Source organism: Embleya scabrispora DSM 41855, assembly GCF_000372745.1.
In the GTDB taxonomy this organism is placed as follows: domain Bacteria; phylum Actinomycetota; class Actinomycetes; order Streptomycetales; family Streptomycetaceae; genus Embleya; species Embleya scabrispora.
In genome coordinates this window covers 1-20,714 of record NZ_KB889686.1, presented here as the reverse complement: position 1 = coordinate 20,714, position 20,714 = coordinate 1, and the positions used below count along the sequence as shown (strand labels likewise).

Below are 20,714 nucleotides of genomic sequence, written 5' to 3'. Positions count from 1 at the left end.
CACGGTGACCTGGCGCGGGTGGACCCGCCGTGCGTGATGCGGAGAGCATCCGCGGGGCGCGCCCACCAACGCCGGGACCCAAGGGTCGGGTCGTCGCGCGGACGGCGACGCGGATCAGGTCCGCGACCTCCTTGGGCCGGGAGACCGCCACGGCGTGGGACGCCCCCTCGATCTCGATGACGGTGGCGCCCGCGCGCTCGGCTCCGAAGCGTTCGACGTCGGGGTTGATCGCCTGGTCCGCGGTGGCCACGAGCGCCCAGGAGGGCTTGGTCCGCCACGCGGCCGCGGTGGCCTTCTCCGTGAAGGCGGAGGCGGCGAGCGGACGCTGACCGACGGCCAGGGCCTTGGTCATGGATGCGGAGACGTCGGCGGCGAAGATGTCCGCGTACGCCTCGGTGGCGATGGTGACCTATAACGCGGACGTCGCGCCCTCGGTCGGGTAGGTCGCCTGCTTCAGGTTGGCGGCAAGCGGCAAGCGGCGAGTCGGGGAATCGGCCCTGGAGCTCGCCCAGGCTCTCGCCCTCCTCCAGGACGTAGGCGGCCATGTAGACCAGTCCGACGACGTTCGGCGTCGTGCCGGCCACGGTGATGAGCGCGCCGCCATAGGAGTGGCCGACCAGGACGACCGGGCCGTCGATCCGGGCGGCCGCGGAGGCGATGTACGCGGCGTCGGAGGCCAATCCACGCAACGGGTTCGGCGGGGCGACAACGGGGATGTCGTGGCTCTGCAGTTCGGCGATGACCCCGAGCCGGCTCGTGGAGTCGGCGAACGCGCCGTGGACGAGGAGGGCCGTGGGGGTGGGACGTGCGGTCATTTTGCTGCTTCCTTCGTGTTCTCGATGTGCTTCATCGGATCCGGTTCACCGAGTCGGCGCGTGCCGGGGCGGCGACGCGTGCTTGGTCAACGGGCGTGCAGCGCGCGGCGCAGGGCTTCGGCGGCCATCGTGATCGCGGCCTCCGCGGCGTGGGTTCCGCGCAGGGCGTTGAGCATGACGAAGTCGTGGATGATGCCCTGGAAGCGCACTGCGGTGACCGGGACACCGGCCTCGCGAAGCTTGTCGGCATACGCCTCGCCCTCGTCGCGCAGGACGTCGGCCTCGCCGGTGATGACCAAGGCAGGCGGCAGGCCCGCGAGTTGGTCGGTGGTGGCTCGCAGCGGCGACGCGGTGATCCGGGCACGCTCGTCGGCGTCGGTGGTGTACTGGTCCCAGAACCACTGCATACCGTCGCGGCGCAGGAAGTAGCCGGTGGCGAACCGGTGGTACGAATCGGTGTCGAAGTTCGCGTCGGTCACCGGGTGGAACAGCGTCTGCTGGACCAGCGGCACGTCGCCGCGCTCCTTCGCCATCAGCGTCAGCGCGGCGGCCATGTCGCCGCCGACGGAGTCGCCGACCACGGCGAGCCGCGAGCCGTCCAGGCCCTTGGACGTGCCCTGCGCCACGACCCATTGGGCGACCGTGTAGTTCTGCTCGATGGCGACCGGGTACCGCGCCTCGGGGGAGAGGTCGTACTCGGGGAAGACCACGGCGGCGCCGGCACCGACGGCGAGTTCGCGAACCAGGCGGTCGTGCGTGTGGGCGTTGCCGAAGACCCAGCCCGCGCCGTGGATGTAGAGGATCACCGGGAGGGTGCCCGCGGCGTCCGCGGGTTTGACGATCCGCGCTCGCACGCTTCCCGTCGGGCCGCCCTGGACCGTGATCCACTCCTCGTCGACGTCCGGCATCTCGACTTCGCCGGACTGGACCTCGTCGACCGTCCTGCGTCCGGCTTCCGGACCGAGGTCGAACAGGTAGGGCGGCTGGTCGGTCGCCGCCGTGAACGCCGCGGCTGCCTCTTCGAGCACCGGTCGGACCGGCTCGACGATTTGTGTGTGTGTGGGGGAACAGCGGCCGCTCCGGTGGTGTCGACACGGAACGGCCGGTCCGTGGGCGTCGACGACGGAGTCGAGTCGAAGCGCACGGAAGTGTGTGGGGCCGGCGACCCATCGACGCATCGAAGCGGACGGGTGGGAAAGCGCAGAGGATGTGCGGGGTGGGGTGGGGTGGGGTGGGAATTCCACGGTGATACCGCGTTCGCGGTTCACCGTGGACACGCCCGACTGGGGGTGCGGCTTTTCCCTGTCTGAATCAGGACAGGAATTTGTCGACCACCGCATTGAACGCGGCCGGATTCTCCAGGAAAGGGAAGTGTGAACTCGCCACGTCGGTCGGGAAGATGTGCAGTTGTGCGTCCGGGATCCGTTCGGCGATGAAGCGTTGCGAGTCGGGGGACACGTGGTCGTCGCGCCGGACAGGACGATCACCGCCGAGGAGGCCGACCGCATCGCGCGGACCGCACACGTGTTACGGCTCAGTAACTTGCAAGGGCGGCATGGGCGGGGCCGGCGGGGCTCCGAACGATCGGAGCCGCGTCGATGCGGTCGATGTCGTGGGTGCCGAGGAGGACATCGCGACACCGACGCGACTCGTCAACCCATGGTTGACGAATCATGATCGTCAACCTAGGGTTGACGCATGGAGAATCCCGTGCGCCTGACGAATCCGGTTCGGCTCGACGACCTCATCGAGACCATCAAGAAGACCCATTCCGACGCCCTCCACCAGCTGTCCGACGCGGTGATCGTCTCGGACCACCTCGGCGAACTGGCCGACCACCTGATCGGGCACTTCGTGGACCAGGCACGCCGATCGGGGGCGTCCTGGAAGGACATCGGTACGAGCATGGGCGTCACCAAGCAGGCGGCGCAGAAGCGCTTCGTCGCGAAGGGATCCGGCGAGGCCGACCTCGATGTCAGCCAGGGCTTCGGCCGCTTCACCGACCGGGCCCGCAACGTGGTGGTGGCGGCGCAGAACGAGGCCCGTGCCGCGGGCAACCCGGAGATCGGGCCGGCCCATCTGGTGTTGGGACTGTCGGCAGAGCCCGAGGGGCTCGCCGTACGGGCCCTCGCCACGCAGGGGGTGAGCCCGGAGGCCGTGCGCGAGGCGGCGCTTGCCGTGTTGCCGCCCGGTGTCGACGCGCTGCCCGACCTGATCCCGTACGACCAGTCGGCGCGCAAGGTCCTGGAACTCACCTTCCGCGAGGCCCTGCGGCTGGGCCACAACTACGTGGGCACCGAGCACATCCTGCTCGCGCTGTTGGAACTGGAGGACGGCGCGGGCGTGCTCACCGGCCTGGGGATCGCCAAGGGCGCCACCGACGAGTACGTCGTCTCCGCCACGCAGGCCGCGCTGCTCGCGGAGCACCACGAGCAACAGCCCTGACGTCGACCGCCCCTTCCGACAACCGATCCGAGAGGCGCCCTCCGCCCCGCCGAGGACGGCGCCTCTCCCCGCATTCGCCCCGCCGCCTGTCCGTGCTCGTGCACTCGCGCCTGCCCGTGCCCGGTGCTGAATCCGCCCGGAGCCGGATCGCCTGCCGGGGTTGGACTTCGTCCGGGTCGACGAGACCAGGAAGGCCAAGAGCCGACTGCATCTCGACTTCAGGCCCGACGACCAGGATGCCGAGGTGGCCCGTCTGTTGGCTCACGGCGCACAGCGTGTCGACATCGGCCAGGGCGATCAATCGTGGGTCGTGTTGGCAGACCCCGAAGGCAACGAGTTCTGCATCCTCGGCCGGCGGCGTCAGTAGGGCTCACACCCGGGTGGGACCGAATCGAGGAACCGGTCCTGTCGAATCCGTGTGACGTCGATTCCCATCCGACCGCGAAGCGCTTGCGGAACAACCGGCGTATCTCCGGAACACCTTCCGGTTCACCCGGCGCGGCCGCCGGGGCGGTTGTTCAGACGCGTTCGAGGGAGTGGTGTGGGGGCGCCGGGAGTTCGACACGGATCGGGTCGCCGGGGCGGAGGTCGCCGCCAATTCGCACGATGCCCATGATGCCTGCCTTGCGGACGATGTTGCCCGCCTCGTCGCGGCCTACGACGGCCTTGAGCAAGCCGGCCTGGAAGGCGTTGATCTGGGGGCACGGGTTGCGCAGGCCGGTCACCTCGACCATCGCCTCGGCGCCCAGGTGCAGCAGGGTTCCGGTGGGGAGCGCGAGCAGGTCGATGCCTCGGGTGGTGACGTTCTCCCCCAACTCGCCCGGCGCGACGGTGAAGCCGGCTGCGGCCAACTCCTCGTGGAGTTCCGCGTGGATCAGGTGCACCTGGCGCAGATTGGGCTGGGTGGGGTCGGCCGCGACGCGGGAGCGGTGCCGGACGGTGACACCGAGGTGGGCGTCACCCTCGACGCCGAGGCCGGCGAGCAGCCGGATACTGCCCTGGTTCGGCTTCGTGAACAGATGCTCCGAACTCCGACTGACCGCCGTCACCGTACCGTTCACGACCACCCGCACTCCTCGGTATCCATTCGATACTCACCACCATATTGCATACCTGCCGGCGTTGACCGCCGAGGTGGGGCTGGAACCACGTGCTGTTCGCGGGGGCGATGTCGCCGATCGCGATCGAGGACGACCGGGCCGCCGCGGGCGTGTCCGCGATGGACATGGGCGAACTCTCCGAGCAACTGGCCGCCGGCGCCGAACCCGTCGTCCCGTTTTCCACCTGAGGCACGGAGCGGGCAGCGCTACCGCGGAAAGCGGTGAGCGGTAAGTGGGCCCCGACCGCAGAATGCTTTTCAGGGAATCCGGCGCCGGGCGTCGGTTGCGAGACCGCCGGGCGGTGGGCCTTGGGAAAACGGCCCTGATGGGACGCATGATCGGCGGATGGACGGGGCTCGGCGGACAGCGAATCCAGCCCTGCGATGTCGTCGGGTGACAAAGATTACAGGTGCCTTTTCCTGATGGAATGCGACGATTCGTGACTCCCGGTGCGGCGGGTATGCGGCCATCGCCTCGACCCCCTCCAGCGCATTCGCCGATTCGGTGAAACGCCCTGCCGCGCGATAGGCATGGGCCACTTCCCCGCTCCGCCGACCGGTCCACGGTCGGGGGCGGGGTGCCCACCGGGACCAGGTCCCGACGATGCGTCCGTGGAGGACTCCGATGCGTGTCCGCAGCCCCCGTGAACTGGCCCAACTTCCGTACGCACACCGGCTCGTGACCTTCGACGGCGATCTCGACCGGGAGGGCGACCACGAGTTCGCGCACTTCGACGGCGGTGCGTTTGCGGAACCGGAGGCCGGGGGGTCCGCCTTCACATCGTCGGCCTTCTCGTCGGTGACGTTCACCGGCGGTCGGTATCGCCGCTCCCGGTTCGACGACGTGTGGCTGCACAGCGTGCGCGTCGTGGGGGTCGACCTTGTGGAAACCTTTTGGATGGACGCCGAGTTCGCCGCGTGCGTGCTGGCCGGGATCGAGGCGTTCGGGGCGACGATGCGGCGGGTGGTCTTCCACCACTGCAAGTTCGACTCGGTCAACCTGCGCAAGACCACACTCCGGGAGGTCGCGTTCGTGGACTGCCTGCTGCGCGACGTGGACCTCGCCGGCGCGACGCTGACCGACGTGACCTTCCCGGGCTCGACCCTGGAGCGGATCCGTCTCGACAACGCGCAGCTGAGCAGGGTCGATCTGCGCGAGGCGGGCGCCCTGGACATCGCCTCCGGGCTCGACGCCCTGCGCGGCGCGACCATCGACACCGCCCAACTCCTCGACCTGGCCCCGGCCCTCGCCCACCTCCTCGGCCTGATCGTTCGGGACCGCTGACCCCCGGCGCGAACCGCGCCCGCCGCCCGAACTCCCGTCGCCCGAACCCCTACCGCGCTTTGCCGGCCCGAGCCGCGTCGGCCTCGCTCTTCCACGCGGCAATTTCGATACCGAGACGGAGACGCCCGCCGGGCAGTCGGATTCACCGGCGCCGCCGGCCGGCGCGGTATCGGGGCAGGCGGCGGGGGTCTCATCGGCACTCGGCGAGGTGCTGGGACCCGTGCGCGGGCGGCTCGTGGTCGGGGCGGGGCTCCAGATGCTCGGATCGGCCGCGCCGGGCTCACGCCGTACGTCGCGGTCGCCGAGATCGCCCGGGAACTGCTCGCCGCCGGACCGACCGACCACGCCGAGGTGTGGTGGTGGGTGCTCGCGGCTGTGCACGGACTGCTGTTGCGGACCGCGTGCGCGGGCGTCGCGTACACGATCACCCACTACGCGGACGCGGACACCGGGCTCCTGGTGCGTCGCGGGCCGCCGACCGGCTCGGCCGGGTGCCGCTCGGGTGGTTCACCGCGCGCAGCTCGGGTCGGGTCAAACGGCTGCTGCTGGACGACGTGCACGCCCTGCACCACCTGGTCGCACACGTGCTCAACGACCTGGTCGCCGCCACGGTCACCCCGCTGCTCGCGCTCGGCTACCTGTTCTGGGTGGACTGGCGGCCGACCCTGCTCGCGATCACGCCGCTGCCACTGTACGTGCTCGCCTACGGGTGGATGATGCGCGACGGCAGAGCCAAGATCGCGGCCTGGAGCCGGGCCGTGGACCGGATCAACTCGGCCGCCGTCGAGTTACGAAGCGGGCGGCTTGTCGGCGCGTCCGTCCCCCGGGACATCGGGCGTCGGGGATGATTGTCGGCGGCGGCCCCGGCTGCCCCGCAGGCGGCGCGACCTGTGAGGATGTCCGCTTGTGGGGGAGGCGACAGTGGACGAGACGCACGGGCCGGATCGGACCGATGCCGCACGGGACCCGGCGGCCGATTCCGGCCTGCCGCTGCATCCGCGCGGGCTCGTCGACCTGCGTGGGCGAGAGCGCGGGCCCGCGGTGTTGGGCTATCCGACCGGTGCCGTGGTGGTGGTCTCCGGGTTGCCCGGCAGCGGCAAGAGCACGTTGCTCAACCGCTGGTCCCGATCGGCGACGGTGATCGACCCGCGCACAGCGCATGTCGAGTATCAGGCCCGGATGCCCCGATGGCTGCCGTACGCGGTGTATCGCCCGTGGGTGCGACTGCAACACATGCGGCGGCTGCGCGCGCACGTGCGCGACGGGGGACCGGTGCTCGTGCACGACTGCGGCAGCCGGCCGTGGATGCGTCGCTGGCTGGCCCGATCCGCCGGCAGGCAGCGGCGCGAACTACACCTGGTCCTGCTCGCGGTGGACGCGGCCGACGCGTTGGCGGGACAGGAGAAGCGCGGACGCTGGGTCCCCGGACGGGTCTTCGACCGACACCGGCGCGGCCTGGCGCAGTTGCTGTTGGCACTGTCCGTACAGGGTGGTGCGGTGGTGCCGGAGGCGGCCTCCGTCGTACTGCTCGACCGCACCCTGCGCGAACACGTGGTCGCCCTCGAATTCGGCCCGGGTCGGGCCCCGCGGCCGCTGCCGAAGCCGTTGCCGGAGCCCATCGAGCCGCCGCCGATCCCGCCCACCACCACCACCACCGCGCGTGTGGCCACCCGCCGGGAGCCGCGCACTCCCGAACCGACGCCTTGACGGTCGCGCCCCCGCAACCCGCGCCGCGGATCGGACCCCTGCGACGAACCGGACCCCCGCCGCGGACCGGGCGGGCGTACTCGCCTGCTCCCCGACCAGGCGCACGCGGTGGGTTCGGCTCGTCGCGTCCGGCATGATCACGACACTCACCGCGCCAGCAGGTGCAGGTGCCGGTGCATGTCGCCGGCCTCGATCACCGCGAGGGTGGTCACCGCCCCCGCGGCCGCCCGCTCGGCCCGACGGATCCTGGCCTGCGCCCGCCGCGCGCGCCACGCGGACTGCCGCACCCGGGCCCGCTCGGCGTCGGCGAGGATCTCGCGCTCACGTGCCTTGAACAACTCGTACTCGACCATGACCGGCTCCCGTTCTCCCGAGCCGGTGGTTCCGGCCCGTGATCACAGCTTCGCGGCCCAGTGGGGTACCCGGCATCGGGCGGATGCCGCATCCTCCCGCCCACTTTCGAGCGGCATCGCCCTAAGGGCGTCCGGGGATGCCCAGGCACCCCTGTAGGTATGCCGTAGGCATCCCCTCGGGCGTGCCCGGACACCCCCGGGATGCCTGCTGCGAGCCGAGGCCCCGTGGGCATCGGCGCACCGCCGGGTGGATCGGCCCACTCTTTCGGGCCGCCCCGCTTGTGTCGCTTCGTCGGCCCGTCGAGCGTGGAGAGGTACGGCACACGGCAACGAAGGGTCGGTCCATGTCACAGGAGCACGTCGTCGCGGTGAACCCGGTCTTCGCCCGCCCCGGCGAGGCGATCGCGGTCGAGCGCTTCCGGATGCCGATCGGCGAGATGTTGCCGGAGACCGCCTACCGGATCGTGCACGACGAGATGATGCTCGACGGCAACTCCCGGCAGAATCTGGCCACCTTCGTCGGCACCTGGATGGACGAGCACGCGGACCGGCTGTACGCCGATTCGGTCGACAAGAACATGATCGACAAGGACGAGTACCCGCACACCGCGACCATCGAGGACCGCTGCTGGAAGATGCTGGCCGAGCTGTGGAACGCGCCCGACCCGCTGCACACGATCGGCACCTCCGCGATCGGCTCGTCCGAGGCGTGCATGCTCGCCGGGCTCGCCTTCAAGCGCCGCTGGCAGCACGCCCGCCGCGCGGCCGGCAAGCCCACCGATCGGCCGAACCTGGTGATGAGTTCGGCCGTCCAAGTGGTGTGGGAGAAGTTCTGCAACTACTGGGACGTCGAGGCGCGCCTGGTGCCGATCAGCGAGGAGCACCGCACGCTGGACGGCCACGACCTGGCCTCCTACGTGGACGAGAACACGATCGGCGTGGTCGCGATCATGGGCGTCACCTACACCGGGGTCTACGAGCCGGTACGGGAGATCGCCCGGGCCCTGGACCGGATCCAGCAGGACACCGGGCTGGACGTACCGATCCACGTCGACGGTGCCTCGGGCGCGATGATCGCGCCGTTCCTGCACTCCGACCTGGAGTGGGACTTCCGGCTGGAGCGGGTGCACTCGATCAACACGTCCGGGCACAAATACGGTCTGGTCTACCCCGGCCTGGGCTGGGTGGTGTGGCGCAGTGCGGACCTGCTTCCCGAGGACATGATCTTTCGGGTCAGCTATCTCGGCGGCGTCACCCCCAGCCTGGCGCTGAACTTCTCCCGCCCCGGCGCACAGGTCCTGCTCCAGTACTACCAATTCCTGCGCCTGGGCCGCAGTGGTTACCACGCCGTGCAGAAGTCGTCCCAGGATGTGGCCCGCCACCTCGCCGACGGCATCGGCGAGATGGGCGCGTTCGACCTGTGGAGCGACGGCTCGGACATTCCCGTGTTCGCCTGGCGGCTCAAGGCCGGCCACACCGAGAACTGGAACCTGTACGACCTGTCCGACCGGCTGCGGATGAAGGGCTGGCAGGTGCCGGCCTATCCGATGCCGGACAACCTCGCGGATGTGACGGTGCAGCGGATCGTGGTCCGCAACGGCCTCGGTATGGACCTGGCCCGCGACCTCCTCGACGACATCCGCGAGGAGACCACCTTCCTGGACCGCCTCACCGGCCCGATGCCGACCGAGGGCCGGGCACCGGGCTTCCACCACTGAGCCCACTCGGCCCACTCAGGCCCCCTCGGCTCGTTCAGCCCGCCGAGCCCGGTACGGCCGCGCCGACATCCGCCGCCCGCTCAGCCCGCCGAGACGCCCGATCCCAACCCCAACTCCCGCTCACCCAGCGGCGCGAAGAACGCCTCGACCTCGGCCACGTCGACCTGCGCCAGTGTCGCGGGCGACCAGCGCGGATTGCGGTCCTTGTCGACCACCTGCGCGCGGATGCCCTCGACCAGGTCGTCCGTGCCCAGCGACGCGCACGAGACCCGGTACTCCTGGTCGAGCACGAGCGCGAGCGAACCCAGCGCCCGAGCCCGGCGCAGCGCGGCCAGGGTGACCTTGAGCGAGGTCGGCGACTTCGCCTCGATCAGTTCGGCGGCCTCCTTCGCCGCGGGTTCGCCGCTGCCCAGCAGCCGGTCCACGATCTCCTCGACGGTGTCCGCCGCGTAGCACACGTCGATCCACCCGCGCCGCTCGTCGAGCTCGCCCGCCGGTGCGTCCTCGGCGTGCCGTGCGACGGCGTCGGCCGGGTCCTCGGCGGCGAGCGCTTCGAGCAGCGCCGGCAGCCGCTCGACCGGCACGAAGTGGTCGGCGAGCCCGCACAGGATCGCGTCGGCGGCGCCGATGGTTCCGGCGGTCAGTGCCAGGTGGGTGCCCAGTTCGCCGGGGGCGCGGGAGAGCAGGTACGTGCCGCCGACGTCGGGCACGAAGCCGATTCCGGTCTCCGGCATCGCGACCGCCGAGCGCTCGGTGACGATCCGTATGTCGCCGTGGGCGGAGATGCCGACGCCGCCGCCCATCACCACGCCGTCCATGATCGCCACGTACGGCTTCGGGAAGGCCGCGATCCGCGCGTTGAGCAGATATTCGTCGCGCCAGAACTCGCGCGCCGCGTGCCCGCCCACCAGCGCGTCCGCACGAATCGCCCGGATGTCGCCGCCCGCACACAGCCCGCGCTCGCCGGCCCCGGTCACCAGCACCGCCGCGACCTCGTCGGCACTTGCCCAGTCGGTGAGCGCGGCGTGCATCCGGCGCACCATCGGGTGGTCGAGGGCGTTGATCGCCCGCGGGCGATTGAGCGTGATCCGGCCGAGCCGACCGGCCGGGCCCACCCGGTCGAGCAGGACGGTGTCCTCGTGCGGTTGTCGCGGTTGCGGCGTCATGGTCCGGCTGGTTCCCTTCGCGGTCCGCGATCCGACCGGATCCGGTACATCCGTGCACCGTACCCGGCCGCCTCCCCGGCCCCGCACACGCGTCGCCCCCGCCCGCGCGATCGGGTACGCCGAGGTCGTCGACGAGCCCGAGGAACAGCACTTCGCCACCCGCGCCGAGGTCACCGTGCATTGGCTGCGTCGCGACCGAGTACCGCCCGGACAGGGTGACGCGCTGCTCCGCGCGGTCCGGGCCGGGAAGCTGCGGCCGAGGTCGGGGAACGGTGGGCGGACGCGGCGGGCGGGCCCTGACCGACCGGACCCGTCCGACTCGCCGCCGGGCCCGGGCGGGCTATGCCTTCGACGGCTGCCATGCAGGCGGGCGACCGGCCAGGGCCACCACGCGATCGAGCAGCGGGGCGTCGGTGGGTACCGGTACCGCAGGGGCGAACAGGGCCTGGGTGTCGGGGGCGTCACCGGCATCCGGCGCCGGGGTCAGGAACGCCAGGGAGGTTTCCAGGCTTGCCGAGTCCACGGCGTAGTCCCGTCCCAGGGCGCGGGCCAGGTCCCAACCGTGCAGCACGAGTTCGTTGTGGGCGACCAGCCCCATGATCTCGGCGGGCAGGGTCACCCCGCCGGCCCGGGTGACGCCCTTCCACGCGCCCGGCTCGCGCCAGGTGTCCACCAACTCGTGCAATTGCCGGGGCAGGATCAGGCGCCAGTCCGGATCCAGCGGCGGCATCGGGCCGCCGGGGGCGGTGTCGGTCAGCGGACCCGACTCCTTGCGCCCCGCGGCGCGGAACGCGGCGGTCAGGCCGACCAGGTGGGAGAGCAGATCGCGCACCGCGTACCGCGTACACGGCGTCGGGTCGTCGAGTCGGGAATCGTCGAGCCCGGCCACGAGCCCGGCGATGGCCGCGGCGGGAGGTTGCAGGTCCGGTGTCACGGGGTGACTCCTTTGCGCGTCGTCGTTCGAGTCCATGAAGGGTGGACCGGAGCGGCCGGCAAAACTCATCGCGCCCACTTAATCTCGCCGACGCACATGCCGGACGCGGTGTCGACCGGGCGCGTCGGCCGTACCCCCGTGCCGGCCGGCGCGCCCGTGCTCGTTCAGTCCGTGGCGCGCTCCGTGCGGTAGGTGATCAGCCGTACGGCCGGCGCCGAGACGACCTGGACGACACCGGTACCGGGGATGTCGAGGTGCGCGAAGCCGCCCTCGATGGCGACCCGGGCGGCCGGCACCGAAACGGTGAGGGTGCCGTCGGCGCCGGTCACCGGATAGTGGTCGACGAGCTCGACGGACGCGTCGTGCCAGGTGCGATTCATGCCTGTGTCTCCGATCGTGGTTGTGCTTTCGGCCGAGGCGCCGCCTCCGCGGCCGGTCGTTCCTGCGGTCGGGTCCGGGCCCGGAGCCGTGGCCGTGGCCGTTTCCGTTCTTCCGGTCACGCGCGCGCCTCCGGGAAGTCCAGCTCCGGGCGGGCCAGGTGGTTGTAGTAGTTGGACAGCGTGTTCAGTGCGATGTGCGCGACGATCTCGGCCTGCTCGGCGTCGGTGACACCGGCCGCGTGAGCCGCCGCCCGGTCCGCGTCGGTGACCCGGCCCCGGGTGCGCATGATCGTGCGGGCCAGACCCAGGACCGCGTCGGCGTGCGGATCCGCGTCGTGCCCGTCACGGGTGGCCCGGAGTTGCTCCTCGGTCAGCCCGATCAGCCCGCCGCGGAAGGAGTGCGCGCTGACGCAGTAGGTGCACTCGTTCTCCTGCGCGATCAGCAGCGCGAGCTGCTCGCGCAGGCGCGGGCGCAGGACGCCCCGGGTGAGGTGGTCGCGCATCGCGAGGTAGCCCTCGAGGGCGGCCGGTCCGCTCGCGAGCGCCGCGTACAGGTTCGGCACCCGGCCGAGCTGCTGTGCGACCCGCGCGAGGAGTTCCTCGTTGTCGGGCGTGGTGTGCTCGACCGCCGAAGCCGTGGTCGGGATGGGTGTGGACGACATGCGGACCCCCGTGATTCTGGAGCGGAGCAAAAACGGTACCGATCGGTGCTGTTTCGCAGACGGTACTGATCGGTACCGTTTTTGGTCAAGGGGGGTTAGGATCCGAATGTGCCCGTCAAAGCCCGAGACCGCCTGCTCGCCACCGCCGAGGAACTCTTCTACGCGGAGGGGATCCGCGCCGTCGGCATCGAACGCATCCTGGCCGAGTCCGGCGTCGGCCGCGCGTCGCTGTATCGGCACTTCCCGAGCAAGGACGACCTCGTGGTCGCCGTCCTGGAGGCTCGCGACCGGCGCTGGCGGAGTTGGCTCGCCGAACGGGTCGAGGCGCTGGGCGGCCACCCGCTCGCCGTCTTCGACGCGCTCGCCGAGCGGTTCGCGCACAACGACTTCCGGGGCTGCGCGTTCATCAACACGATGATCGAGTCCGCCGATCCGGACAGTCCCGCGCACCGGGTCGCCGCGGCGCACAAGGAACGTGTGGTCGACTACCTCGAACAGCTCCTGACCGCCGCCGAGGTTACCGAACCAGCCCTACAGGCAAGGCAGTTCGCCCTCCTGATGGACGGCGCCATCGTCACCGCCCTGCGCGAGCGCACCCCCACTCCGGCTGCCCGGGCCCGCCGACTGGCCGAAACCCTCCTCACAGCCGACGACCCGGCCCCCTGAGACGCCCGCGCGCTTACGCCACCTTGGGCAAACCCGGTTACCGCGCGCCCGGTTCCGGCACGACCGCGGCCAGGTCGGCGACCGTGCCGGACATGATGGTGCGTACGTGGCGGGTGATGTGTTCGATGGGCCAGTCCCACCAGGCCAGTTCGAGCAGGCGGGCGATGTCCGCCGGGCTGTGGCGGGCGCGGATCGGGCGGGCCGGATTGCCGCCGACGATCGTGTAGTCCGGGACGTCGTCCACCACGACCGCGCCGGAGGCGACGACCGCGCCGTGGCCGATCCGGACGCCGGGCATCACGGTGGATCGATAGCCGAACCACACGTCGTTGCCCACCACCGTGTCGCCTCGACCCGGGAGCCCGGTGATCAGATCGAAGTGCTCGGCCCAGGAGCCGCCCATGATCGGGAACGGAAACGTCGAGGGCCCGTCCATACGATGGTTGGCACCGTTCATGATGAACCGTACGCCCTCGCCCAACGCGCAGAACCGGCCGATCAACAGCCGCTCCGGACCGTAGTGGTAGAGCACGTTGCGGGTCTCGAACGCGGTGGGATCGTCCGGGTCGTCGTAGTACGAGAATTCGCCGACCTCGATCAGCGGCGAGGTCACCAACGGCTTGAGCAGGACCACGCGCGGCTGCCCCGGCATCGGGTGCAGCACGGTGGGGTCGGCGGGCGGCAGGGCATCCACGGGCGCGTACTCCAAGGGTCTCGCAGGGGGTTCATGGGAGCTTCGCAGACGATTCGCATTCGCGGCAGGTTCTTCGGTGGACCGGACCGGTCGGCCGGCACTCGGTTCCTTCGACGGTCCACCGGTGAGTCGGCCGGCGGGTCCACCGGCGCGTCGGCCGGAACGGAGATCGCATTCCCCGATTCCGGCCGCTGCCAACCCCGACGCGGCCGGCCGTCCCGCTCGCCGGCCGCCTCGGCTATTCGTAGCGGTACTTGAGCGAGTCCTCCTCCGCCTGCCGGACGTCCGCGATGGTCAACCCCGGCATGCGCAACCGAGCCGGCGTCACCTCGGCCGAACTCGGCTGCGCGTCGGCGGGCAGCCACCCCTCGGGCTTCCGGGCCGAACTGCGCAACAGGGCCTTGGGGCAGTGCGGGTAGACCTCGTTGGCGGCCGCCGCCGCGCCGGGTTGTTCGTACAGTTCGCGCAAGCCGGTGAGGTTGGCTGTCGCGTCCGCCCGCAGGGCGTCGAACGGGCCGCTGTCGAAGGGGCGGTCGGTGTCGCCGGCCCGGTCGGAGGTGCCGTTCTCCATGCTCGTGGTCATGGAGCCGGCCTGGAAGACACCTTGATCGCCGCCGGGGCCCAACCCCCGCGGGCCCGGGCGGGATCGGCCATGCGGGCATCCCGAGGACCGCTGCCCGCAATCCGAGTCGTAGGGTCGAGCCATGCGCGACGACCTCGACCTCACCGTGCCCGTACCGGCCGACGTGCGCCGGGTGGTCTCGCTCGTCCCCTCGCTCACCGAGGCGGTCGCGGCGAGCGCGCCCGGTCTGCTGGTCGGTGCCACCGACTGGTGCTCGCATCCCGCCGAGCTGGACGTGGTCCGGGTCCGCGGCACCAAGAACCCCGACCTGGACACGATCCGCGCGCTCGGCCCTGACCTGGTCCTGGCCAACGAGGAGGAGAACCGCGCGGCCGATCTGGCCGCCCTGCGCTCCGCCGGAATCGCCGTGTGGGTGACTCGGGTTCGCGCTCTGGACGAGGCGTTCACGGCACTGGAGCGCATGCTCGTGCTCGGTTGCCGGCTGCCCGCCCCGCCCTGGCTCGATCGGTGCCGGGCCGCGTGGACCGCGGTGCCGCCGGCTCGGCCGCGGCGGGCGATCATCCCGGTGTGGCGCCGGCCGTGGATGGCGGCGGGCCGGGACACCTTCGCCGCCGACGTCCTCTCCCGCTTCGCGATCGAGAACGTCCTCGCGACCCACGCGGAGCGCTGGCCCAAGGTCTCCCTGGACGAACTCCTGGCCACCGAGCCGGACTTGGTGGTGCTGCCGGACGAGCCCTACGCGTTCACGGCCGAGGACGGCCCCGAGGCGTTCCCGGGCATCCCGACCGCGCTCGTCAGCGGACGCCACCTCACCTGGTACGGCCCGTCCCTGGCCGAGGCGCCCGCACTGCTGGCCGGGCAACTCGCTCGCTGACCAGGGGCCGCCGCGGATCGCCGTGCGCGGTGGATCGCCGCGTCAGAGGCCGATCTGGTACAGCACGAAACCGCGGTTCAGCCCCACCCGGTCGTAGAGCCGGCGGGCCGTGGCGTTGTCCTGGTGGGTGGACCAGTACACCCGCGAGCACTCCCGTTCGCGGGCCCAATCGGCCACCGCGGCGATCAGTGCCCCGGCCACGCCCCGACCCCGGGCCTCCGGCGCGGTGAACAGGTCCTGGAGGTAACAGACGTCGGGCGCCGTGGTGCTGGCATGCACGAGAAAGTGGGTGATGCCGACCAGTCGGCCGTCCACCTTCGCGCCCAGCGCGTGCATTCTGGTGTCGTCCTGGAACGCGGTCCAGGCCCGGTCGAACAGTTCGGGGGCCAAGGTGCGCTCGTAGAACGTGTTGTAGCCCTCGAACAGGACCTGCCAGTCCGCCCGGTCCGCCGGTGTGAGTCTGCCGATGTCGACCACGTGCCGCCTCCTTGGATGATCCGAAGAACGCAACGCACCCTATCCGCGGGTCCGCCCGGCCGGATCGAGCCGATCCCCTCGCGCCGATCCTCGAACGCGCCGCGGCCCACAGGCGGGTGCCTGTGGGCCGCGGCGACGGCCGAGGGCGCGCATCGGGTCGTGGGTCAGGAGCGAAGAACGGATGACGTGCCGTGTACGGCCGCACGTCCGCTGCCGATCCCACCCATCCCGAAAGAATGTCCCGACTGCCTGGACTGATGCACGCCGACGGTCACGACCCGCCACCGACCGTGGTCCTCGGGCGTCCGTCGTCCTCGGCCGTCCGCCGTCGGCTTCGGGCGCCCGAAGCGGCCGTCAGTCGAGCTCGCGAGGCCCGTACAGGGCGACCTCGGCGCCGGTGGCCAGCGCCCAATAGCGGTCGCCGTAGGACCAGTGCCACCACTCGGTGGCGTAGTTGACCAGGCCGGCGGCGGTCAGGGCGGCGCCGAGCACGTCGCGGTTGGCGCGGGCGGCCGCGGTGATGTTCTCGGCGCCGGTGTAGCACGCGCCGTCGCTCTCCTCGGGGCTGGCGTTCATCGGGGTGCCGAGGTCGAGTTCGCGTCCGTCCGGGTCCACCAGGGTCAGGTCGACCGCCGCCCCGGCGCTGTGCGGGGCGATGTCGGGCGGCGAGACGTAGCGGCTGGCCGCGGCGTGGATTCGGTCGGCGGACCAGTCGGGGTTGGCGGCGCGCAGTTCGGCCGCGTACTCCTCGAAGTAGTCGCGTTGCAGGGACAGCGGCCGATAACCCTCGACGAACAGCAGTCGCAGCCCGTGCGGCAGCGCCGCCTGGGCCTTGATCAACCGGTCGAGCACCCCCACGCGCAGGAACGAGAACGCGGCAGTGCGCTCGGCCTGGCGCAGGTCCACCGGCAGCGAGCCGTCGAGGCGGACGTCCACGAGCGGCTCGTCGCAGTCCCGCACCGGGATGGCGGCCACGCGGGGATCGGACATCAAGATGATCTGGTGCATGCGGCGATCATCTCGCGTCGGCCCCACCGCACTTGCACGCGACCCGGGTCGCCCCCCGGCCCGGTCGGGCGGACAGGATCCGGGCCCTGTCCGGCGGCCGTCGGTACGTGGGCGCGGGAACTCGCGGCCGGCGCGGGCAGGTCCGGTACGCCGCCGACCGACCGTCGGCCGCGCGCTCGACCTTGACTTCAAGTCGACTTGAGGTTCGATAGTGATCCCGGCGCCCGGCGTGCGCGGGCCGGACGGCCCGCGCACGCCCACCATCGAACTCGGGAGACACCATGCGCGCGATCCGACTGCACTCCTTCGGCCCGGCCGAGAACCTGTGCCTCGAAGAGGTCCCCGACCCGGTGCCCGCCGCGGGACAGGTACGCATCGACGTGCGGGCGAGCGGCGTCCACCTGATCGAGACCAGACTCCGCCGCGGCATCGCGGTCGGCCCGCACCGACCGCCGCCGTTGCCGATCACCCCCGGTGCCGAGGTGGCCGGTGTGGTGGGTGCGGTCGGCCCCGGGGTGTCCGCGGACTGGCTGGGCCGCCGGGTCGTCGCGCAACTGGGTCGCGAGGGCGGATACGCCGAGCAGGCGCTCGCCGACCTGGCCGCGCTGTATCCGCTGCCCGACGAACTGGCCGACGACGTCGCGGTCGCGGCGATCACCACCGGGACCACGGCGCGGGGCATCCTCGGCGTGGCCCGGTTGACGGAGCGGGACGTGGTGCTGGTGATGTCCGCCGCCGGTGGCCTGGGCGGCCTGTTCGTCCAAGCGGCGCAGGCCGCCGGCGCGCTGGTGGTGGGGGCCGCCGGCGGCCCGGCGAAGGTGGAGCGGGTACGCACGCTGGGCGCCGATGTCGCGGTGGACTATCGCGCGCCGGACTGGCCCGAGCAGGTCCGGAAGGCCCTGGCCGGATGGGAGGTCGGCGTCGTGCTGGACGGCGTCGGCGGCACACTGGGCCGGCAGGCGTTGGAACTGCTGCGCCCCGGTGGGCGGTTCCTGATGTACGGGTGGGCCTCCGGCGAGCCGACCGAGATCGGCACCCGCGACCTGGTCGAGCGAGAACTGACCGCGACCTGGGCGATCGGCCCGAACATGGTGCCGCCCGGTGGTTGGCGCGAGACGACCACCCGGGCGCTGCACGACGCGGCCGCGGGTGTGCTGGTCCCGACCATCACCCGCTTCCCGCTGGCCCGGGCGGCGGAGGCGCATGCCGCACTGGAGAGCCGGGCGGCCGAGGGAAAGGTGGTGCTGACGGTGTAGGCCGGTGGCGACCGGATGTCGCACCCGGACGGCGACGGGTACCCGCGGGCCGACGTCGAGTCGGGTGCGGAAGGCGGGCGGGGCATCGGGTCGGGCGTCGATTTCTCGGCGCGGTATCGGCCCGGCGGCCGTGCGCACGGTGGGTGACGGCGGGCACAATGGTGATATGTCCAATGTTGTGCAGGATGGCATCTCCTGGCTCGCGGCGGGCGACGTCGATGACGTCCGCGGCGACGACGGCACGTCGACGGAGCCGACCTCGGCGAACCACCCTGCCGGACCCGAACTCCCGTCGCGGTGGCGGCTGGACTGGGTGACCGGGCCGTGGGCGGCGGCCCGCCATCCGGTCGCGCGAGATGGCGCGGACGCCGCCTCGCCTGCCGCCGATACGGCTGCCGCCACGACGGCCGCCGATCCGGACGCCGCCGTCCGCGATGCCGCGCCGTGGGTCCGAGCACTGGTGCCCGAGCAGCCGATCGGTGAGCCGCTGCTCGGGCACGACGGACCCGTGGACGCGGTGACCACCGCGTGGGTCGGCGGGCGCCCGGTCGTGGTCGCGGGCACCGCCGGGTGGGGTACGACGGTGCGGGTGTTCGACCTCGACCGCGGGCACCAGCTGTGCCGGCCCCTGGTCGGCCGAACCGCCTGGGTCGGTGCGGCACGGGCCGTCGTGGCCGGTCGCCCGGTCGCGGTCACCGGCGACGCGGCCGGCGTACGCGTGTGGGATCCGGCCACCGGCCTGCCGGTCGGCGAACCGCTGACCGACGCGGTGTGGGCGGTGGCGTCAGCCGTGGTCGAGGGTCGCCCGGTCGTCGTGGCCGGGGCCGCGTCCGGCCGGGACGCCGCGTGCGAGAACGCGGTGCGGGTCTTCGACCTGACCACCGGGGCGGAGTCCGGCCCACCCCTGACCGGGCACAGGTGCGTGGTCACCGGAGTGGCCACGGCCGTCGTCCGGGACCGCCCGGTCGCGGTGACCGGCAGCTGGGACGCGGCGCGGGTATGGGACCTGACCACGCGCGAGCCGCTCGGTGCTCCGCTTGCCGAGCGCGTATCGGCCGTGGCCACCGGACTGCTCGACGGCCGGCCGATCGCGGCGATCGGTGGCTCCACCGGCGCCCCCGACGAGCGCGGCACGGTACGCGTATGGGACCTGACCACCCGCACCCCGCTCAGCCCCTGCCTGCTCTTCCCCTTGCCGGTGGACGCCCTGACCGTGGCCCCGGGCAACCGCCTGGTGATCGCCTTCGGCCGCGAACTCGCCACCCTGCGCCACACCTGATCCCCTCGCGGGGGCGCGGGCATGCCATCGCGGCTGGTGAGTCCGGTTTCGGCCCGGCCGCCGCGTCGACCCCGCCGGCCGAAAGCCGGAAGGCAGCGGGCGGGATGACTGCCGGGATGTGGCGAAGACGGTCGTCGGCCGGCCGGCCCATCGTTGTGGTGGTGTACCGCTGCCGGAAATACGCCGGGTGGGCGCGCACCCCAACCCGCCTGCGCGGGTTTCGTGACGGGGACGGGACGGGGACGAGGCTGTCGCACAACTTCACCGGTGTAGTTGTCAAGACGTTGGAATCGCCGTGTGCCGGAACAGTTTGTTCAGGTTGTGGACAAGGCCCAGGAGCTTGACCTCGGTGTCGACACCGTCGCGCCCGCGGTAGTGGAGGTCGCGCCCGAATCGCTGAAACAGCTGGGCGAAGCCGGGCTCCACCAGCGCGGCTCGGCGTTTGTAGAGGCGGCGGCCTTCTGGAGTGGCCAGCCGGTCGGCCATGGGACGATGCGCTGCGCTGATCGAGGTGACATCCGGCTGGGCGGTGAGCTGTGGTGCGCCGCCGGTCACCGCGACGAGCAGCGGCAATTCGGCGAGCGCGTCGAAGTTCGCGGCCGACGCGTAGCCGTTGTCCGCGAGCCAGACGTTCACGTCGTCGACAACGCCGGCGGCCCGGCAGTTGCGCTGTGTCTGCCGCACCATCGGGACCAGAGCGGTCATGTCGGCAGGGTTGTCGTGCATCTCGATCGCCAGCAGCACCTGTCGGCGCGCGCACGCGATCTGCACGTTGTAGCCCTGGACGTAGCCACCGTGTTTGCCCACCATCAGGCGGGAGTCGGGATCGTTGAGCGAAGCATGGGCTGTGGATGACGGCGCCGGTCGAGGGTCGCGCACAAGTGCCAGATGTGCCAGTGCCCGTTCCAGTCGGGCGCGTTGCCGGATGACGACCGTCTTGGATTCCAGTGGCACGGGCGGCCGCCCATTGGCCCCGCGCCGACCCGCCGTCGTGTCGGCCTGTCGCCGCGAGGCGTGGTCGTCCAAACGTGCCTGATGAGCGGCAACCTCGGCGGCCAGGCGCTTGTTCGCGCGGGCGACGACGCGCTCGGCGGCATCGACCTTGATCTTGATCTCGCCNGCCGAGGGCCGCGCTCGCTCGACCAGGCGCGTCATGGCCGTATGGGCTCGGCCCCGCCGATCGCATAGACGGGCGTATCTTCCGGAGGCCGTCCCGAAGTTCGACTCGGCCTCCAATTCCTCGGTGACCTCGACCCCGCAGTCGTTGACGATTCGTTCGAGCGCTTCGGTGGAGCGGTTCGAGTCCCGGCTCG

General features: G+C 71.7%; 23 protein-coding genes and 2 pseudogenes. 11 read left to right on the top strand and 14 right to left on the bottom strand.

Going from position 1 to position 20,714, the window contains the following annotated elements:
- Nucleotides 1-88: 88 nt before the first annotated feature.
- The 3 genes and pseudogenes from A3IC_RS65530 to A3IC_RS0132035 all read right to left on the bottom strand — a co-directional run.
- Nucleotides 89-815, bottom strand: a pseudogene (locus A3IC_RS65530) (alpha/beta hydrolase); the annotation flags it as partial.
- A gap of 86 nt (nucleotides 816-901) precedes the next feature.
- Nucleotides 902-1,843, bottom strand: a complete 942-nt coding sequence (locus tag A3IC_RS0132040; RefSeq protein ID WP_020554172.1) for an alpha/beta hydrolase — start codon at nucleotides 1,841-1,843, stop codon at nucleotides 902-904.
- 283 nt (nucleotides 1,844-2,126) lie between these two features.
- Nucleotides 2,127-2,273, bottom strand: a complete 147-nt coding sequence (locus tag A3IC_RS0132035; RefSeq protein ID WP_020554171.1) for an alpha/beta fold hydrolase — start codon at nucleotides 2,271-2,273, stop codon at nucleotides 2,127-2,129.
- A gap of 240 nt (nucleotides 2,274-2,513) precedes the next feature.
- Here A3IC_RS0132035 and A3IC_RS0132030 point away from each other — a divergent pair, with 240 nt between their 5' ends.
- Both A3IC_RS0132030 and A3IC_RS57660 read left to right on the top strand, forming a co-directional pair.
- Nucleotides 2,514-3,260, top strand: a complete 747-nt coding sequence (locus A3IC_RS0132030; RefSeq protein ID WP_020554170.1) for a Clp protease N-terminal domain-containing protein — start codon at nucleotides 2,514-2,516, stop codon at nucleotides 3,258-3,260.
- 130 nt (nucleotides 3,261-3,390) lie between these two features.
- A pseudogene (locus A3IC_RS57660) lies at nucleotides 3,391-3,627 on the top strand (VOC family protein); the annotation flags it as partial.
- A 151-nt stretch (nucleotides 3,628-3,778) separates the two neighbouring features.
- On the opposite strand, the gene A3IC_RS0132020 reads toward A3IC_RS57660, so the two are convergent.
- A complete protein-coding gene (locus A3IC_RS0132020; RefSeq protein ID WP_026218988.1) occupies nucleotides 3,779-4,321 on the bottom strand; it encodes an MOSC domain-containing protein in 543 nt (180 codons plus the stop codon).
- Nucleotides 4,322-4,410: 89 nt separating this feature from the next.
- Between A3IC_RS0132020 and A3IC_RS69035 the strand changes: the two genes are divergently transcribed.
- The 4 genes from A3IC_RS69035 (at nucleotide 4,411) to A3IC_RS0132000 (ending at nucleotide 7,351) form a co-directional block, all read left to right on the top strand.
- On the top strand, nucleotides 4,411-4,548 hold the full coding sequence (locus tag A3IC_RS69035; protein ID WP_020554167.1) for a hypothetical protein: 138 nt from the start codon (nucleotides 4,411-4,413) through the stop codon (nucleotides 4,546-4,548).
- 436 nt (nucleotides 4,549-4,984) lie between these two features.
- Nucleotides 4,985-5,644, top strand: coding sequence for a pentapeptide repeat-containing protein (locus tag A3IC_RS0132010; protein WP_020554166.1), 660 nt, complete (start codon nucleotides 4,985-4,987; stop codon nucleotides 5,642-5,644).
- Nucleotides 5,645-5,997: 353 nt separating this feature from the next.
- Nucleotides 5,998-6,492, top strand: a complete 495-nt coding sequence (locus A3IC_RS69030; RefSeq protein WP_321184168.1) for an ABC transporter transmembrane domain-containing protein — start codon at nucleotides 5,998-6,000, stop codon at nucleotides 6,490-6,492.
- 73 nt (nucleotides 6,493-6,565) lie between these two features.
- On the top strand, nucleotides 6,566-7,351 hold the full coding sequence (locus A3IC_RS0132000; RefSeq protein WP_020554164.1) for an AAA family ATPase: 786 nt from the start codon (nucleotides 6,566-6,568) through the stop codon (nucleotides 7,349-7,351).
- A 146-nt stretch (nucleotides 7,352-7,497) separates the two neighbouring features.
- On the opposite strand, the gene A3IC_RS0131995 is transcribed toward A3IC_RS0132000, so the two are convergent.
- Nucleotides 7,498-7,704 carry a hypothetical protein gene (locus A3IC_RS0131995; protein WP_020554163.1) on the bottom strand — a complete coding sequence of 69 codons (207 nt, stop codon included), beginning with the start codon at nucleotides 7,702-7,704 and terminating at the stop codon, nucleotides 7,498-7,500.
- 344 nt (nucleotides 7,705-8,048) lie between these two features.
- Between A3IC_RS0131995 and gad the strand changes: the two genes are divergently transcribed.
- The gene (gene gad / locus A3IC_RS0131990; RefSeq protein WP_020554162.1) at nucleotides 8,049-9,422 is read left to right on the top strand and encodes a glutamate decarboxylase; all 1,374 of its coding nucleotides are present in this window, start codon (nucleotides 8,049-8,051) and stop codon (nucleotides 9,420-9,422) included.
- Between the two features lie 80 nt (nucleotides 9,423-9,502).
- Here the strand turns inward: gad and A3IC_RS0131985 are convergent, their stop codons facing one another.
- From A3IC_RS0131985 to A3IC_RS0131970, 4 genes are all read right to left on the bottom strand, one after another.
- A complete protein-coding gene (locus A3IC_RS0131985; protein WP_020554161.1) occupies nucleotides 9,503-10,588 on the bottom strand; it encodes an enoyl-CoA hydratase/isomerase family protein in 1,086 nt (361 codons plus the stop codon).
- Between the two features lie 340 nt (nucleotides 10,589-10,928).
- A complete protein-coding gene (locus A3IC_RS0131980; protein WP_020554160.1) occupies nucleotides 10,929-11,522 on the bottom strand; it encodes a TIGR03086 family metal-binding protein in 594 nt (197 codons plus the stop codon).
- Between the two features lie 164 nt (nucleotides 11,523-11,686).
- Nucleotides 11,687-11,902, bottom strand: a complete 216-nt coding sequence (locus A3IC_RS0131975) for a hypothetical protein (RefSeq protein ID WP_020554159.1) — start codon at nucleotides 11,900-11,902, stop codon at nucleotides 11,687-11,689.
- 116 nt (nucleotides 11,903-12,018) lie between these two features.
- The gene (locus A3IC_RS0131970; RefSeq protein WP_020554158.1) at nucleotides 12,019-12,564 is read right to left on the bottom strand and encodes a carboxymuconolactone decarboxylase family protein; all 546 of its coding nucleotides are present in this window, start codon (nucleotides 12,562-12,564) and stop codon (nucleotides 12,019-12,021) included.
- 108 nt (nucleotides 12,565-12,672) lie between these two features.
- Here A3IC_RS0131970 and A3IC_RS0131965 point away from each other — a divergent pair, with 108 nt between their 5' ends.
- Nucleotides 12,673-13,230 carry a TetR/AcrR family transcriptional regulator gene (locus tag A3IC_RS0131965; RefSeq protein ID WP_020554157.1) on the top strand — a complete coding sequence of 186 codons (558 nt, stop codon included), beginning with the start codon at nucleotides 12,673-12,675 and terminating at the stop codon, nucleotides 13,228-13,230.
- Nucleotides 13,231-13,267: 37 nt separating this feature from the next.
- On the opposite strand, the gene A3IC_RS0131960 is transcribed toward A3IC_RS0131965, so the two are convergent.
- Entirely contained in the window at nucleotides 13,268-13,882 is a 615-nt protein-coding gene (locus A3IC_RS0131960; protein ID WP_052173924.1) for a CatB-related O-acetyltransferase, read from the bottom strand.
- Nucleotides 13,883-14,162: 280 nt separating this feature from the next.
- Complete coding sequence (locus tag A3IC_RS73725; protein ID WP_425387367.1) at nucleotides 14,163-14,507, bottom strand: PNPOx family protein; 345 nt, start codon at nucleotides 14,505-14,507, stop codon at nucleotides 14,163-14,165.
- 121 nt (nucleotides 14,508-14,628) lie between these two features.
- On the opposite strand from A3IC_RS73725, the gene A3IC_RS0131950 reads away from it, so the two are divergent.
- Nucleotides 14,629-15,381 carry a helical backbone metal receptor gene (locus A3IC_RS0131950; RefSeq protein ID WP_020554154.1) on the top strand — a complete coding sequence of 251 codons (753 nt, stop codon included), beginning with the start codon at nucleotides 14,629-14,631 and terminating at the stop codon, nucleotides 15,379-15,381.
- 42 nt (nucleotides 15,382-15,423) lie between these two features.
- On the opposite strand, the gene A3IC_RS0131945 is transcribed toward A3IC_RS0131950, so the two are convergent.
- Both A3IC_RS0131945 and A3IC_RS0131940 read right to left on the bottom strand, forming a co-directional pair.
- Nucleotides 15,424-15,858 carry a GNAT family N-acetyltransferase gene (locus tag A3IC_RS0131945; protein WP_020554153.1) on the bottom strand — a complete coding sequence of 145 codons (435 nt, stop codon included), beginning with the start codon at nucleotides 15,856-15,858 and terminating at the stop codon, nucleotides 15,424-15,426.
- 354 nt (nucleotides 15,859-16,212) lie between these two features.
- Complete coding sequence (locus tag A3IC_RS0131940; protein WP_020554152.1) at nucleotides 16,213-16,866, bottom strand: M15 family metallopeptidase; 654 nt, start codon at nucleotides 16,864-16,866, stop codon at nucleotides 16,213-16,215.
- A 281-nt stretch (nucleotides 16,867-17,147) separates the two neighbouring features.
- Between A3IC_RS0131940 and A3IC_RS0131935 the strand changes: the two genes are divergently transcribed.
- Together A3IC_RS0131935 and A3IC_RS62895 are read left to right on the top strand one after the other, a co-directional pair.
- On the top strand, nucleotides 17,148-18,122 hold the full coding sequence (locus tag A3IC_RS0131935) for a zinc-binding dehydrogenase (RefSeq protein ID WP_020554151.1): 975 nt from the start codon (nucleotides 17,148-17,150) through the stop codon (nucleotides 18,120-18,122).
- Nucleotides 18,123-18,288: 166 nt separating this feature from the next.
- Nucleotides 18,289-19,401: a WD40 repeat domain-containing protein gene (locus A3IC_RS62895; protein ID WP_158696173.1), complete on the top strand. Its 1,113-nt coding sequence runs from the start codon at nucleotides 18,289-18,291 to the stop codon at nucleotides 19,399-19,401.
- Nucleotides 19,402-19,677: 276 nt separating this feature from the next.
- Here A3IC_RS62895 and A3IC_RS73720 read toward each other — a convergent pair whose 3' ends face one another.
- Nucleotides 19,678-20,211 (bottom strand): transposase, encoded by a 534-nt coding sequence (locus tag A3IC_RS73720; RefSeq protein WP_425387371.1) that lies wholly within the window; start codon nucleotides 20,209-20,211, stop codon nucleotides 19,678-19,680.
- Between the last annotated feature and the right edge of the window lie 503 nt (nucleotides 20,212-20,714).